Below are 15,309 nucleotides of genomic sequence, written 5' to 3' on the forward strand. Positions count from 1 at the left end.
CGGGCGACGAGATCGCCCGGCCCCGGCCCGTGTCACGGCCGGGAAGAGCTCCGGGTCACGGGAGTGACGGACGCACGTGGCGCGTGCGTCCGTCCCAGTGCACCCGCGTGGTGACCGCAGACCCGTCCTGGAGGCGGCGTACTTCGTAGATGTCGAGTGCCGGCACCCCCGGGACGCAGCCCCACAGGGCATGGCCGGTCATCACGAAGTCGATGTCCTGCCGTACGAGCAGCCCCATGAGCTCGCCGATGGTCGGCTCGTCGATCTTCGCGAACGCATCGTCGAGCAGAACGAGGCGCAGCGCCAGATCGGTATCGGGCAGTCCGGACAGGTAGCCGTCCGCGGCGGCGAACAGCGACACGTACGACACGAACCGGGTCTCGCCCTGGGAAATCTTGGCGCGCGTGGAGATCCTGCGTTCCTGATCGGGTTCGGGACCCAGGATCGTCACCTCGACCGTGTGCCACTGGCGGTAATCCAGCGCCTGCGACAGGTGCGTGGCGTATCCGGCCGACGGATCGGTGGCATGTGACGCTTCCACCCGGCGACGCAGCAGCTCGAGGAGTTCCTCGCTGTCACCCGGTGACCGCTCCCCGGTGAGCAGACGGGTCACCAGAGCCGCGTCCGCATCCTCGCGCACCGGGCGCCACGCGATGCGCACCCCGATCCCGTGGGTGGTGCGGCTGTCGGCCAGGCTGGTGTTCATCGCAGCGACAAGCTGTTCGGCCTGGGTGATCCTGCGGCGCAGTTCGTCGGCGACCCCGCCCAGCACGAAACCGGTGAACACGTCGCGTTCACGCTGGGACAGTGCACGACTCTCGTCCTCGACGCGCTTGGTGAGCTCGGCCAGCACGCCGGTGGGTGTGGTGTCGTCGCCGACGCCGCCGATGTTCACCACATGCGCGGACTCGGTGACGGTGTGCCGGACCTCGAGACGATCGGAGATGTCGCGATCGAACCGCTGCAGCGCGGCGAGCATCCGGTTGTCGCCCGTCCCGGTGCTCGCGGGCAGCACGCTCAACAGTGCCTGTGCAGCGGTGCGCACGTGGTCGGGGTCGTCGAGGTGCGCGAGCGGCTCCGCCTGAATGTCGGCGGCTGCGGCGATTTCGGGGAGTTGCATCTGTGCCGACAGCCGGCCGGCCGCGGCGGCGAGTTCGTCGCGGTCGCGCCGGAGCCGCTCCCGCACGGCGGCGCACTGCTGAAGGACCTCCGCGACGGCCTTCCCGAGGTGCTCACGATGGGTCACGGTGCGTCGGCACTGTTCTTCGGTGCGCGCGCGTTCCGCGTCCGAATCGCGCAGCTCGCGAGCGAGATCGGCGGCATCGACGTCGAGTGCCTCCACCTGTGCGGCCACGACGGCTGCCTTGCCGTGCCACTCGTGCCAGCACGACTCGGCGTTCTCCTCTGCCTCGGCACGCACGTCGGACGCGGACGCGAAACGGTCGGTGGCCGCGGCGAGTCTGTCCCGTGCGGCAAGCACGTCACCGACATCTCGCGACAGATCCAGGCAGGTTCTCTCTGCGACCGCACAGGTCGAGACCACCGCTTCGAGGTCTGCCACGTCCCGCGGCAAGGAAAAATGGGTGCAGGTGGCTCGGTGGGTGTCGAGATCGGTGGACCATTGGGTCCGCAGTGTCGCGGCGTGCTTTCTGAGTTCGGCCGCGGCGGCGGCGCTGACCTGCGCGCGGCCGTCGGCCTCTCGGTACCGGTGCAGCGCTTCCTCCAGGGCTCCGGTCGTGGGAGCCGACGACGCATGAGCATGCACCCGGGCCCGGCTCGTGGCCGGATCGCCGCGCTCGGCGGTCCGGCGCTCGGCGGCGAGGTCGAGTGCCGCGAGGTCCGCGGTGATTTCGTCGAGCCGGATGCGCCGGAGGGCGGTGGCGGCGTCGCGGGCACCCGCGCCGATATAGCGCGCGGACTCGGCGGTGTGCCGGCCGCGCAGAACCCCGTTGTGCCATCGTCCGTCCCGCGACACCGACGCGACCGCAGCGGCGTCTTCGAACCCGATCGCGGACAGGACGGCCGTGATCGCGGTGAGCGGTACGTCCGTCTCCGGGGCGGGTACGAGCACCGTCGACAACGGTTGCCGCGGCGGTTCGCCGCGAGGCGAGACGAGGACCTGGCCGGTGTGCGCCCGGAGCCTGCCCTCGCCGTCCACGGTCGCGGTGAGGAAACCGGCGGCGAGCAGCGCCGCTTCGATGCCGATGCGGTCGTCTTCACCGAGGGTGTCGGCGAAGTCGACTGCCCGCCACAGCGGTACACCGTTGCTCGGCGACTGCCACGGCGCTCCCACGGGAGTCCCGTCGTCGGCGTCGAGTGCGTCGCGTTCCTCCGCCAGTGCCCGGCGCCGGGCGTCGTCGGTGCGGTCCTGCGGCGGCGCGACAGCGGTCTCGTCCAGCGCGTGGACGGCTGCCTCGGCCGCGGACGCCGGCAGGGCGCCGAGTTCCGACAGGATCGGGTCGGCGTCTGTATCGATTTCGGTGTCGGTGTCGGTGATGGACTCGAGATACGCCGACAAGCGACGCATCAACCCGACGGCGTCGAGATCCGGCAGGAGCGCGGACGTCGAGTCCGAGGTGAGCCACTCGCGCCAGCCGTGCCGCAGCGACAGTGCCGCGTCGTCGAGCCGGGCGGCGGCCTCGAACCGCTGAGCGGAGTCGCGTTCGGCTTCCCGGGCGGCGCGCTCGGCGGCTGCCTCCGCTTCGCGTACGCCGCGCCCCCATAGGTCGAGTCGCCGGGCCTCTCCGAGTCGCCGGGACGCCTGCTCGCGGCGACGCCGGGCCGCCGCGGCCGCGTACTCGGCTGCGGCCCTGGCCTCCTCGCACTGTTCGGGGACGAGCGTCGCTCGCGCGATCGTCGGTCGCGGCGCCGACTCGGGGGGTGCGTCGCGGTCCGTGCGCACCGGGTGCAAGGCCGGCACTTCCCGGTCGACGTCCAGGCGGACGTCGGCGGGAAGTGCGCCGTGCGGGACGGTGGCGGCGGTGAGTTCGCGTTTCGCCAGCGCGAGGCGTTCGGTCGTCCGGTCGACCGCCGCGGACAACTCGTCCAGGAGTTCGCCGGCACGGTCTGCTTCGAGGCGCTCGTGGGTGCGCGCTCGCGTCGCCGCGGCGATCGCCTGATCTGCGGCGAGCCCGAGAGCGTCGACCGCGAGCTGACGTTGGGCAAGGTCGTCTGCGGTGCGGAACAGTTCGTGGGTCTCGAGTCCCCGCATCGCGCGCTCGAGTTCGGAGAGCTGATCGCGGCGCTCGCGCAGTCGTGTCTCGGCGGCGGCAGCCTGCGTATCGAGATCGGTGGCGTCGGCTTCTGCTGCTGCCAGTTCGCGCCGGGTGTCGGATACGCGGTCGGCCGCGGCGACCGCAGCGTCGGCGCTCGCGCGCAGCAGGTCGGCGGCGTAGCGCCGATACACCGCGTGGAACTGGCGCACGCGCGTCAGCGATGCCTCGAGCTGAGCCTGCGCTCGACGGCTCTCGCCGAGCAGATCGAGCTGACTTCCCGCTTCCACCAGCATGTTGTCGGCGAGCGGGGGAAGCGCATCGGAAAGGATCTGCGGCAGCCGGCCTTCGTCGATCCGGTTGCCCACATCGGGCGACCGCAATGTGTGGAGCAATTGCAGCAGCCCGGTGTACCGGTCGCGGCCACCCTCGCCTCGGAGCCCGAAGACCAGGTCACGGACCGTGTCACGATGCCGGTCGGGTTCGCGGGTGAGCTTGTCCGCGCCGATCCGGGCGGCGAGATCGTCACGCGAAAGCGGAGCACGGAACTCGTCGACGAGCACGAGGTCGTGCCCGATCCGAAGCTCGGTGGTGAAGAAGTGCACCTCGCTGCGGTGCGCCGTGGCGCTGTACCGGATGTGTGCACCGATGGTGAGGTGACCGGTGGGGCGTGCCAACTCGATCCACAGATAACCGATCCGGTTGGTCTGTCCGGCAGCGCCGGTGCGCATCAGTTCGTCGAGGTCGACCTTGGCGGCGCCGGTCGCATCCATGCGTTTGCGGTCGGCGTCGAGAAGAAACGGCAACAGCATCTCGAGGGCACGCGACTTGCCGGATCCGTTGGTGCCCCGCAGGATCATCCGGCCGCCGGGCAACGTGAACTCGGTGTCGAGGTAGTGCCACACGTTGACGATTCCTGCTCGCGACAGTCGCCAGCGATGGGGATGGCGTACCGGAACGCTGTCGTCGTGGAGCAGAGCGTCGGAGGAGTGGGTCATGTGGCAGATCTTTCGGCGGCGGTGGGGCGGTAACGGGCGGCGGGGGCGGCCAGCATCAGTCCGTCCTCGGAGGGTCGGGCGAGGCCCAGTCGCGTCAGCAGCGACGTCACGTCGCGTCGGAGCAGCGGAACATCACGGACGTAGTCACGGCGCCACGTTCGTGCATGCGCCGCCACGAACTCACCCAGCAGGACATCGAGGGCAGCCGTGTCGACGTGCAGGTCCGCACCCGGTTCGGTGCCGTAGCGGTCGGTGAGTTCGGAGACGAGCAGCAGCGCCGCCTGCTCGACCGTTCCCGCTCCTGGAAAGGGCGCGTCGGTGAGTTCACCGTCGGGGTCGTAGGCCAGGGCGCCTTCGGTGCGCACCTCGAGCACCAGTCCGAAGTCCTCGTCGAGCCGCCGGGTGAGCTCGGCCCGGTCGCGGACGAGCACCTCGACCGCGTCTGCGTCCAGGTCACGGCGAGCGACGAACGGGTCTTCCACCAGCCGTCGGTACAACCGGCGCGCCGCCGGTTCCTGCGCGGGCGACGCCACGATCGCCGCCGGTCCGGTGGCCTTGTGCAGCGGACCGGACATCAGATGGGGGAGCAGCGCCCGGTCGACCGTGAGCGGAACGTCGCCGGGGAGATCGTCGACGGCAGTGCCCTCGCCGCCGGGTTCGGTGAGGACGCCCCACTCCTGGAGTGTCTGCAACGCCGACACCAGGTGCCGACGCTCCGACAGCGTGTCGCCGAGCGCGATTCCGTGTTCGTCCGCGTCGGCGCGGATCTGGTCGACGAGGTTCGAGACGAGCACGCGGTCGTCGGCGCCGGGCGCGAGCAGGGCAGCGCAGACCAGTGCGAGGTACATGTACGCGGTGGCCCCGAACTCGTCTCCGTTGCCGCGACGCACGGGCCGGCTCGGGGCCGAACCGTCGAGCGGTGCTTTCGTCAGCCGCGCGAACGAGGTGTCGACGACGAGTGTGTATCCCAGTTGCTCCGCGAACATCGACTTCAGAGCCGTGGCGTGTCGCCGTACCAGTTCGAAGGTGTCGGGGTCCTGCGCCGCGGTGAGGATCGGCTGCTGGAGCAGTACCCGGGCCGCATGCCGGCGGCCGGTGGTGTCCTGGGCCACCGTGCCCGTCGTTGTGGTCACTCCGTACCTGTTCTCTGCGAGTCGGTGTCGGTCTGTGCACGGGTGCCGGTCGGTGCACGGCTGCCGGGCACCGAGGCCCGCAACGAGAGCGCGTGCACGGTGAGGTCACCGTCGGGGCAGTGCACCACCGTGTCGGGCCCCGGTTCGGCGGTGAGGGAGAGCCCGAGGTCGTGGTCGTCGACGCGTGCGGGGCTGTCCAGCGACCGCGAGCGGGCCAGCAGTTCCCCGAGTGCGTCGAGCAGCAGGGTGCGGGCGAGGTCGGAGACATGCGCGCCGTTCAGGTCTCCCGCACCGCACAGTTCCTCGACGGCCGCGGCCCGCTCCTGCGACTCCTGGGTCGCGAGCGCGTCGGCACGTGTGCGATCGGGCGTCGGATCGGGGATGCGCGCCGTGCGTCCGCGGGGGGAACGGTCGCCGCGTTCGCGGAGCGACACCGGAACATGCACGGGATCGGCGTCCCACCACGACGTGCCCGGCCCGACCCGGGGGTCGGGTTCGTCGGGGCCGAGAAGAAGATGCCGGCTGGGGTAGGCGCCGAAGGTTGCCGCGAACAGGCGGTGCGCCTGCTCGTCGGAGGATTCGGCGAACCATCCGGCGAGCCGCAGCAGGTCGGCGCGGTGGGAGAAGCCCGGTGTGGCCGACGTGAGTCGCCGCGTGTGTACCAGCAGGCGGGTCAACGCGTGCGCTGCCGCGTCCCGCAACCGGCGCGGTCCCGAATCCTCGTCGTACCACCGGGCGAGTTCGTCCCAGTCGCTGCGGGTGCGCCCCGGCGACCGCACGACACCGGCCGGGTCGGGCAGGCCTGTGCCGGGCAACGCGGCGAGCACCAGGTCCAGCCGGGGTGCCAGATCGCGCAGCCGGGTGGCGACAAGCGGAGCGTACTGCGCGACATCCGAGGTGACGACGTCGAGATACTCGAGCAAGACGAGCTTGAATTCGGTGTAGTCGTCGTCGGACAGGTCCAGCCGGGCGAGGACCCCGCCGAGGTAGGTATAGAAATCGGCGACGCTCTCGGTGAACATCCGGTGGTGTGCGAAGACTCCGGTGACGTGGCCTGCGAGCGCGTCGGGATCGGCGACGGAACCCGAGTCTCCGACCAGGGCGTCGATCAGGACGAGCGCGTCGGCGATGCGGCCGAGCGACTCGCGTGCCACCTCGCGCGCGCCGTCACGCGACGACAGCACCGCGGCGGCCTCCCGGTGCACCCGGGCGCCGGGAACGGTGGTGCGATAGCGGGCCCGGGCACGGACGTAGTCGGTGACGGCGCTTCCGCCGGTGTCGCGTCCCGACGCCGCGAGATTCCCCCAGTGGACGAGCCGGCGGCAGCGCGCCTCGACCACGTCGGCGTGCAGCGGGGTGCCCGTGGAGGCGAGGGCCGACGCGATGTCCGCGGCGGACAACTCGGCGAGAAGGAGACCGGAGAAGCAGTCCATCACCGCGGTGTAGTCGTCGGCTTCGTCGGCGACCAGATATCGGAACAGGTCTCGGCCGCCCCCATCACCCATCCGAACCTCCCTGCACGTGCGCCGTCACGGTAGGGACAGGCTAGCGGTGCGGACTGTCCCGGTATCGGTCGCCCGGCGGCGCCTCGAGAAGCGTGACAACGGTCCAGGCCTGCTCGCGCGCCGGTCGTGGACGGATCACAGGGACGGGTCGTACCGATTAGTGTCGCAGCACACCCCGCGCCTATAGTTGCCCTGTGCAACACGAGTGGCAGGCCGGGACGCCGGCCGAGACCGAAGTGGCGCAGGTCTACGACGAGTTCGTGCACCTCGTCCGCTTCCTGACAGCCGGGGAGCGCGCACACGACAGCGCGCTCAGTCTGGCTCAGCACTCCCTGCTCGGATTCATAGCCCGCCATCCGGGCTGCCGTGCCACCGAGATCTCGGAGACCTTCGGCGTCAACCGGTCCACCGTGTCCCGCCAGGTGCGCAACGCCGTCGAGGCGGGGTGGGTCGAGGCCACGGCAGGCCCGGTCAGGACGGGTAACCCCCTGCGCTTGACCGACCGCGGCCGGGCGATCCTCGACGACACCGTGCTGCGCAGGCACGGCGAGATCCGGGCGGGTCTCGCCGGATGGGAAAAGGACGATCTCGACCGGTTCGTGCACCTTTTGCACCGCTTTCGAAGCGGCGTCGAGTGGGGCGCCACCCGGACTCCCGACCAGAACGATGGAGATATCAGTGCGTGAGTACTCGACCCCTGCCCAGTACACCATCGGTGAGGACGAGTCCGTGGTCCACACGGTCTTCGAACATGCGGAGAAGACCCCGCACCGAGTGATGTATTCGCGCCCGGTTGGCGACGAATGGATCGGTGTGACCGCGGGTCAGTTCGGGGAACAGGTCAGCGGCGTCGCCAAGGGCCTGATCGCCGCCGGCGTCCGCCCGGGTGACCGTGTGGCGCTGCTGTCCGCGACCCGGTACGAGTGGTCGCTGTTCGACTACGCGATCTGGGCGGCCGGTGCGGTGTCGGTGCCGATCTACGATTCGTCGTCGACCGAGCAGATCCGCTGGATCCTCGAGGACTCCGAGGCGTGTCTGGCCATCGTCGAGACCCCGCGTCACGAGGCACTGTTCGTCGGCATGCCCGAGACGCTGCGGCGTGTCGTGCAGATCGAGGCGGACGCGGTCAACACGCTGCTCGCCGAAGGTGCCGACGTCGACGATGCGGAACTGAAGGCGCGTCTGGCGGGTATCCGCTCGGCCGACCTCGCCTCGCTCGTCTACACCTCCGGCACCACGGGTCGGCCCAAGGGCTGCATGCTCACGCACGCCAACTTCCTGTCCGAGGTCCGCGCGATCCTCACCTCGTCGGTAGGCGCGGTCGCCAAGCCCGGAAACCGCGGCCTGACCTTCCTGCCGCTCGCCCATGTGCTCGCTCGCGCGGTCTCGCTCGCGTTGTTCGAGGCGGGCGCGGCGCAGGCCCACTGGGCGGACTTCTCGACCGTCTCGGGACAGTTCACCCGGTACTCGCCGAACATCATCCTCGGCGTTCCGCGGGTCTTCGAAAAGGTACGCGACGGTGCCGCGGCCAAGGCGGCCGCCGGCGGCAAACTCAAGGGTGCCATCTTCGCGTTCGCCGAGCAGACCGCGGTGGAATACAGCGAGTCGCTCGACCACGGCGGCCCGACGTTCACCCTCAAGGCGAAGCACGCGCTGGCCGACAAGCTGGTCTTCTCGAAGCTGCGCGAGGCGATGGGTAACCAGTGCTGGTACGCCATTTCGGGTGGCGGGGCACTGAGCCCCAAGCTCGGCCACTTCTTCCGTGGCGTCGGCGTTCCGATCTACGAGGGTTACGGACTGACCGAGACCACCGCCGCACACAGCGTCAACACCCCGGGCGCCCAGAAGATCGGCACCGTCGGTCAGCCGATGGGCGGCAACAGCGCGCGCATCGCCGCCGACGGGGAGATCGAACTCCGCGGCAACGTCGTGTTCAACGGGTACTGGCGTAACGATGAGGCCACCGCCGAGGTGTTCGACGACGGCTGGTTCCGTTCCGGAGACCTCGGATCGATCGACGACGAGGGATACGTGTCGATCACGGGCCGCAAGAAGGACCTCATCATCACCGCCGGAGGCAAGAACGTCTCGCCCGGGCCCCTCGAGGACCGCATGCGGTCGCACACCATCATTTCGCAGGCGGTCGTGATCGGAGACGGACGGTCGTTCATCACCGCGCTCCTCACCGTCGACCCCGACGTCTTCGAGAACTGGAAGACCGAGAACGGCAAGCCGTCCACCGCGACGATCGCCGATCTCCGCCACGATCCGGCTCTCCGCGACGCTCTGCAGACGATCATCGACGACGCGAACACGATGGTGTCGCATTCGGAGTCGATCAAGAAGTTCGTCGTGCTCGAGCGGGATCTGACCGAGGAATCCGGCGAGCTGACGCCGACGCTGAAGATCAAGCGCAATGTCGTCACCGAGCGGTTCGCCGCCGATATCGAGGCGATGTACCGCAAGTAGTCTCCTGCCGTGCAGCCACCCGGTCCGAGGATCGGGTGGCTGCACGGTCAGTCCCGAGCGGTAGCGGGCGGTGAGAGTGCCGCTGCGAGTGCGGCGAAGCGCTCGTTGCCCGCGAGATCCTCGAGCAACACCGCCTTGCCGTGCTCGTCGGCGAGCGGAATCCGCCAGTTCGGGTACTCGTCGACGGTGCCCGGCTGGTTCTGACTGCGTCGTTCGCCCACAGCGTCTGCAAGCGAAAGCCCCAGCAGCACAGAAGGACTGGTCGCGATCAGGCGATGCAGCGACTGCACAGTGACCGCGTCGTCGGAGTCGTCCTCCGACACCGGGAACCCGTGTTCCCTCGCGAGCCGCAGCACCGCATCCCGTGCGACCGCTTCGTCGGCCAGTTCCGTCTCGAGGTCGCGTTCGAGCAGTCCGAGCGCCGACCGCAACGTGATGTGCTCGGCAGCAAGGTAACCGGACGTGGGCGGCAGGTCATGGGTCGTCACGGAGGTCAGGCACAGCCTGCGGTAGGTCTCGGGGGAGCGAGGGGTGTCGCCGTCCTTCTCGAACCACAGGATCGACGTGCCCGCGATTCCGCGCCGGGCCAGATACTCCTGCACCCACTCCTCGAACACACCGAGATCCTCGCCGATCACCACGGCATCGGCACGCTGCGCCTCGAGCGCGAGAATGCCGATCAGGGCCTCGTGGTCGCTCCGTACATAGGCGCCGTCCGCGGGGGAGAAGCCTTCCGGGACCCACCACGTACGGAACAATCCGAGGATGTGATCGACCCGGACACCTCCCGCGTGACGCAGTGCTGAGCGCACCACATCGCGGTACGGAAGGTAGCCCACCTCCGCGAGTCGGTCCGGCCGCCACGGTGGCTGATTCCAGTTCTGCCCGTTGCGATTGAAGTCGTCCGCGGGAGCGCCGCCCGTGACGCCCGAGGCGAGCACATCACCCAGGGTCCACGCGTCGGCGCCGTCCCGGCGCACACCGACCGCCAGGTCGTGAACGATCCCGATGTCGAGCCCGGCGGCGCGAGCGCTGTCCTGTGCGTCGGTGAGCTGCTCGTCGCACACCCACTGCAACCACCGATAGAAATCGATTCGGCCGGCAAGTTTCTCCTGGAGTTCGCCGACGCCCGGGGCGTCGGGGGACGGCGCGCGGGTGAGCCATTGCGACTTCCGGGAGCCGAACTTCTCGGCCAGCGCACACCACAGTGCGAAGTCGTCGAGCGCCGCTCCGCCCTGGGCGCAGAACGCGTCGAACCGTGCCTGCCGCGCGGGGCCGCGAGGCACCCGGTACACATGCTCGAGCATGTCCAGCTTCGCCCGGTACGTGGTGTCGCGGTCCAGTTGCGCCGCCTTCTTGTTCACCTTCGTGAAGCGGGCTGCGCTCTCGTCCAGCTTGGCGCGGTGCTTGCGCGGCAGATACGCGGTTTCGGGGATGTTCTCGACCCGCACGTACAGCGGGTCGACGAACCGGCGGGACGACGGGAGATAGGGCGACGGCTCGTGTGGCGGGACCGGCTCGGCGGCGTGCACCGGATTGACCAGGACGAAATCTCCGCCGTGCCCGCCGGTGACGGCCGCGAGGTCGGCGAGATCGGCGAAATCCCCGATACCCCACGAACGGCGTGACCGTACCGAATACAACTGCGCCGCAAGGCCCCAGCGTTGCTGTTGCAGGATTCGGTCGGCTGTCGCCAGTCGCACCGGCGTGACGACGAGTGTCGCCGTGCTCTCCACGTCGTTGCTGCGCGCGTGCAGCGTGTGCCAGCCGAGGGGCAGGCGGGGCACCGCGAAGGTGGCCCGGCCGACGAGCCGGTCGTCGACGAGACGCGGGTCGACCCAGATGTCGAGTTGCTCGACGGCGACCTCACGGCCGTCCTCGTCGACCACCCACACCGACACCGGGTCGCCGTGCGGGACGTGGACGGGAAAGGTCCGTTGTTCGTTCTCCGTGACCACCAGGGACGGCGGCAGCATCTGCCGCCACGGCCGGTCGGGTACATCGGCGAGCGAGGCCGAGATCTGCTCGGGAGTGGCGGCGGGAACGTCCAGCGCTGCCAGGATCCGTTGCAGCGTGCGGTCCGAAACATCGTGCTCGTCGCCGTCCCAGCCGACGTAGGTCGTGGAGATCCCGTGATGGCCGGCCAGTTCTCGTAGATTTTCCGTCGACGTCACGATGTCGAATCATGCCAGCAAGCCGGGCCGGTCGCAGACGCAGACCCGTTAGCTGCCGACGGTCAGTCGCCGAAGCCGTCGAACAGGGTGGGTTCGTCGGGGTTGTCGAACAGGGCGGGCTGGTCGGGCGGGAGCGGCTTCGAGCGGGGCGCGCGCTGCTTCGGCTCGTCGCCTTGTCGCTCGAGGAGTTCGAGTGCGGCGGTGAGCGAGCGGCCGGTCAGCTCCCACTGGTGTGCTTTGGCGTCCGCCTCGGCCACGCCGTCGTCGTTCCCGGAGGCAGCGCGCGCGAGTGCTTCACTCGCCCAGCCGACCTGCTGTTCGTTGCTCATGTCGAGGAACGCCTGCAGGTGCTCGGACTCCCAATCGCCGATCGCGGCGACCGTCCTCGTGGGGATTTCGACCTTGCCGTCGAGGTGGAAGTCGCGCAGTGCCAGCAGTGGCAGCGGAAGATCTTCTTCTCCCGCGGGTGTCCACGGCGGATCCTCGAACGATTCGGGGACACACTCGTGGTCGGGTTCCTGTTCGCGCAACGGCATGCCGCCGACGTGCGACGCGAACGCGTTGTCGACGGTTTCGAGGAACTGTGCGAGCCCGTCGAGTGCGGACACCAGGTGCGCGGGTACGAACGGTGACGCGGGCAGGTGGTTCACCACGGCGAGACGGTCGTCGACGAGGACGAATTTCTGGTGGGGCCAGCGCCGATTGAGATCGGACACCACTTCCGCCGCCCGGGTGCGGCCGGTGATGGAATGGACGATCGGGGCGAACAGGTCGACCGACGCGCCACCCGGACCGACGCCGACGAACACCAGCACTCCGTCGATCTTGAGAATCAGATCGCCGTCCTCGTCCCAGGCGGGGCACTCGCCGATGCGGTCGTGCACGGTGGATTCGATCAGCTCGCGGATGTGGTCCTCGCTCACGGGTTCGACGGCCAGTTGGGAAAGCACCGCCGGGCGGCTCTCGGCCCGTGGCCCGGGCGGCTCGAACACCGGTGTGCGTCCCGCGCCGAACGTCTCGGACCGCAGGAACAACGGATGCGGCACGCCCCAGACCTCGCGCAGCGCACGGACGGACAGTTCGGCGAGCTGATCGGCCCACGCCAGCGGCCGGTCGATCCAGAACGCGGGGGATCCACCGTCTTCCGGGTCGTCGGCGCCACGCGACGGCGCGTGCAGCCCGAGTTCGAGCAGCAACGCCTCGTCCTCCGGGCGCAACCTGCGGTCGTCCGCGAGATGGGTGTTGGACGGCACCTCGCACCGCACCTGGTCTTCGTCCCATGCGTAGAACTGCACGCACGGCCCGGCGGGCCCGGCCGACTCCTCTGCGAGAGGCTCGAGTACCAGGCCGTCGCCGTCCTGCATGGCGGCGACGTGGTCGGCCAGTCGCGCGCGGAATTCCCGCCACGCCAGATCGACGTCGCGGTCGAAGCGGTTGTGCGCCTCGGCCATGTTCGGCCCCCTTCCTTGCTCCGGTCCCTTCTCAGGGCTTCGACCCGTGCCAAAAAACACTAGTCGCCCCTACCGACACCGCGCTCGGCACACCGCACCGACCGCACCGCTCCTGGCCGGACCGGCGGGAATGGGAGACAGGCAACCCGACCGGTGCGCAACCGATGGTTGCACTGTAGTGAGGGAAGGGCTAGCGTGATGTGCAACCACCAGTTGCATATGGAGCATGTATGGACAGAAAACCGGTTGCCGTCGAACTCGCCCCGTTCGGGGCCGAGACGGGCTGGGGGACTGCGACGCCATGAGTGTGTCGGTCGACGACGATCTGTGGTCGGCGATAGGGGATCCGACCCGTCGGCGGTTGCTCGACCTGCTCCTGACGGAGGGCGAGGGCACCGCAACAGGTCTCAGCGAACATCTCCCCGTGACCCGGCAGGCCGTCGCAAAACATCTCGGTGTGCTGGACCGGGTCGGCTTGGTGCACGTCGCGCCTGCCGGGCGGGAACGCAAGTACCGGGTGGACGAGGTGCAACTCGCTCGCGCAGTCGCGCAGCTGTCCTCGGTGGGGTCGGGGTGGGATGCCAGGCTCCGGCGCATCAAGCGGGTCGCCGAGGCTCTCGAGCGTGAGACGGACCGGAACGGCACATCGCCGTGACGTGACGGAGACGCAACAACACCGGAAAGGAAGTACCCGAAATGGTAGACATCCTGCACAGGGTCGGGATCGAGGCGCCGGTGGCGCAGGTCTATGCCGCCCTGACCACCGCCGAGCGGCTCGCGGGCTGGTGGACGACCGACACCCGAGGTGACGGCGACGACGTCGGCGGCACGCTGCGATTCCGGTTCGGGGCCGGAGGATTCGACATGAAGGTCCTCGAACTCGATCCGGATACGCGGGTGCTGTGGGAGGTGATCGACGGACCCGAGGAATGGATCGGCACACACGTGTCCTGGGACCTCGAGCAGGTCGGCGACTACACCATCGTGCTGTTCGGCCATCGGGGCTGGAAGGAACCGGTGGAATTCATGCACCATTGCAACACCAAGTGGGCACTGTTCTTGATGAGCCTGAAGTCGTTGATCGAAACCGGCACGGGCACTCCGGATCCCCACGACGTCAAGATCGACAACTGGAACTGACGTCTCTCTCGTCCCGTGCGGTGCGGGTTCCTCGTCACCCCACCCTGATCCCCGTGGGAATCGTCAACCCAGGGCGCGGACGAACCGCCCGACCTCCGAGAGTGCGCGCGTCCCCTCGGGGACCACTCCGGCGGCAGCCTGGAACACGTGGACCTGCTTCTCCCAGACCTGCACTTCCGCCGGCACTCCGGCCGCTTCGAGGCGCTCGCCCATCAATCGGGCATCGGTGTAGACCATCTCTTCCGAGCCTGTCTGGATGAGCGCGGGCGGCATGCCTGTGAGGTCGAGGTCCACGGGCGACACCACGGGCGCGTAGCCCTCGCCCCCGCGGCTCTCGGCGCGCCGGACGAGGCCGAGAAGGACGGGGACGGCACGTCGCGGAAACAGGGCGCACCGGTACGAGTTCGGGTGATCGAGTTTGGGGAACGGGTCGAGGTCGGTGAGCGGCGACAACGCGACGGTGCCGGCCACCCGGCCGAGCCCGAGGCGCAGCGCCTCGTGTGCGACGGCGAATGTCAAGAAGCCGCCGGCAGAGTCGCCCGCGACGACGATCCGGTCGATGGGATATCCGCGGGAGAGCAACCACCGGAGGCCCGCGATCCCGTCCTCGACCGACCGGCGGATCGGATGACGTGGCAGCATCCGGTAGCCCACCGACAGCACAGGGGCCTGCGTTGCCGACGAGATCCGCGAGACGAGATTGCGGTGGGTCGCGAGCCCGCAGCACAGGAACGCTCCGCCGTGGAGGTAGAGAACGGCCTGCTGGTCGCCCGCGTTGCCGGTGTAGAGGAATTCCGCGCGGCACTCGGGCAATCGCACCTGGTGCCGACGGGTGCCCTGGACGGGACGAACCGAGAACGCGGCCCGGTCGACCAGCGGGGCGGGCCACGGAAGCGACGGCGTGAACGCCCATGCCTCGATGAACGGCCGGACAGTGCGCCGGACGGACATCGACAGCGCGCGGGACTGCAGACTCACCCCGGCGAACTCGCGGACGAGAGGCGACCGCGGGGACGGGACCGCTGCTGTGTTCGGTACTGCTGCCTTCGGTACTGCACTACACATGGTCGCCGGCACCTCCTTGTACCGCTGCACCCGTGCGGCGGTACCCGTCGCTCGGCGCCCGGCGATGCGCGTCCGGTTCGGAAACGTGCGAACCCCGGATTTTCCAGAGTACCCCCGACGTACGATGCCGTGTGACGTGCGTTACATGAGGGACTGGCGAAG

10 protein-coding genes are annotated in these 15,309 nt (G+C 69.4%); 4 read left to right on the plus strand and 6 right to left on the minus strand.

From position 1 onward, the window contains the following. Positions 1-55 precede the first annotated feature (55 nt). The 3 genes from ACLQ3J_RS10215 to ACLQ3J_RS10225 are packed head-to-tail and all read right to left on the minus strand — an operon-like array spanning position 56 to position 6,848. Entirely contained in the window at positions 56-4,210 is a 4,155-nt protein-coding gene (locus ACLQ3J_RS10215) for a TIGR02680 family protein (protein ID WP_425903087.1), read from the minus strand. Further along, positions 4,207-5,343: a TIGR02678 family protein gene (locus ACLQ3J_RS10220; RefSeq protein WP_425903088.1), complete on the minus strand. Its 1,137-nt coding sequence runs from the start codon at positions 5,341-5,343 to the stop codon at positions 4,207-4,209. The genes ACLQ3J_RS10215 and ACLQ3J_RS10220 overlap by 4 nt, the downstream gene beginning before the upstream one ends. Beyond that, a complete protein-coding gene (locus ACLQ3J_RS10225; protein ID WP_425903090.1) occupies positions 5,340-6,848 on the minus strand; it encodes a DUF2397 domain-containing protein in 1,509 nt (502 codons plus the stop codon). Before ACLQ3J_RS10225 ends, ACLQ3J_RS10220 begins: the two co-directional genes overlap by 4 nt. A 194-nt stretch (positions 6,849-7,042) precedes the next feature. Between ACLQ3J_RS10225 and ACLQ3J_RS10230 the strand changes: the two genes are divergently transcribed. Then, positions 7,043-7,534: a MarR family winged helix-turn-helix transcriptional regulator gene (locus ACLQ3J_RS10230; protein ID WP_422425231.1), complete on the plus strand. Its 492-nt coding sequence runs from the start codon at positions 7,043-7,045 to the stop codon at positions 7,532-7,534. Continuing rightward, the gene (locus ACLQ3J_RS10235; protein WP_169622441.1) at positions 7,527-9,317 is read left to right on the plus strand and encodes an AMP-dependent synthetase/ligase; all 1,791 of its coding nucleotides are present in this window, start codon (positions 7,527-7,529) and stop codon (positions 9,315-9,317) included. The genes ACLQ3J_RS10230 and ACLQ3J_RS10235 overlap by 8 nt, the downstream gene beginning before the upstream one ends. A gap of 47 nt (positions 9,318-9,364) precedes the next feature. Here the strand turns inward: ACLQ3J_RS10235 and malQ are convergent, their stop codons facing one another. Beyond that, on the minus strand, positions 9,365-11,491 hold the full coding sequence (gene malQ, locus ACLQ3J_RS10240) for a 4-alpha-glucanotransferase (protein WP_425903092.1): 2,127 nt from the start codon (positions 11,489-11,491) through the stop codon (positions 9,365-9,367). Between the two features lie 62 nt (positions 11,492-11,553). Beyond that, positions 11,554-12,942: a T3SS (YopN, CesT) and YbjN peptide-binding chaperone 1 gene (locus tag ACLQ3J_RS10245; protein WP_425903094.1), complete on the minus strand. Its 1,389-nt coding sequence runs from the start codon at positions 12,940-12,942 to the stop codon at positions 11,554-11,556. Between the two features lie 301 nt (positions 12,943-13,243). On the opposite strand from ACLQ3J_RS10245, the gene ACLQ3J_RS10250 reads away from it, so the two are divergent. Next, on the plus strand, positions 13,244-13,597 hold the full coding sequence (locus ACLQ3J_RS10250) for an ArsR/SmtB family transcription factor (protein ID WP_169622444.1): 354 nt from the start codon (positions 13,244-13,246) through the stop codon (positions 13,595-13,597). A gap of 41 nt (positions 13,598-13,638) precedes the next feature. Next, entirely contained in the window at positions 13,639-14,082 is a 444-nt protein-coding gene (locus tag ACLQ3J_RS10255) for an SRPBCC family protein (RefSeq protein WP_425903095.1), read from the plus strand. Between the two features lie 63 nt (positions 14,083-14,145). On the opposite strand, the gene ACLQ3J_RS10260 is transcribed toward ACLQ3J_RS10255, so the two are convergent. Continuing rightward, positions 14,146-15,147 carry an alpha/beta hydrolase gene (locus tag ACLQ3J_RS10260; protein WP_296551523.1) on the minus strand — a complete coding sequence of 334 codons (1,002 nt, stop codon included), beginning with the start codon at positions 15,145-15,147 and terminating at the stop codon, positions 14,146-14,148. Between the last annotated feature and the right edge of the window lie 162 nt (positions 15,148-15,309).

The organism is Rhodococcus sp. DT1, from assembly GCF_049844875.1.
In the GTDB taxonomy this organism is placed as follows: domain Bacteria; phylum Actinomycetota; class Actinomycetes; order Mycobacteriales; family Mycobacteriaceae; genus Rhodococcus.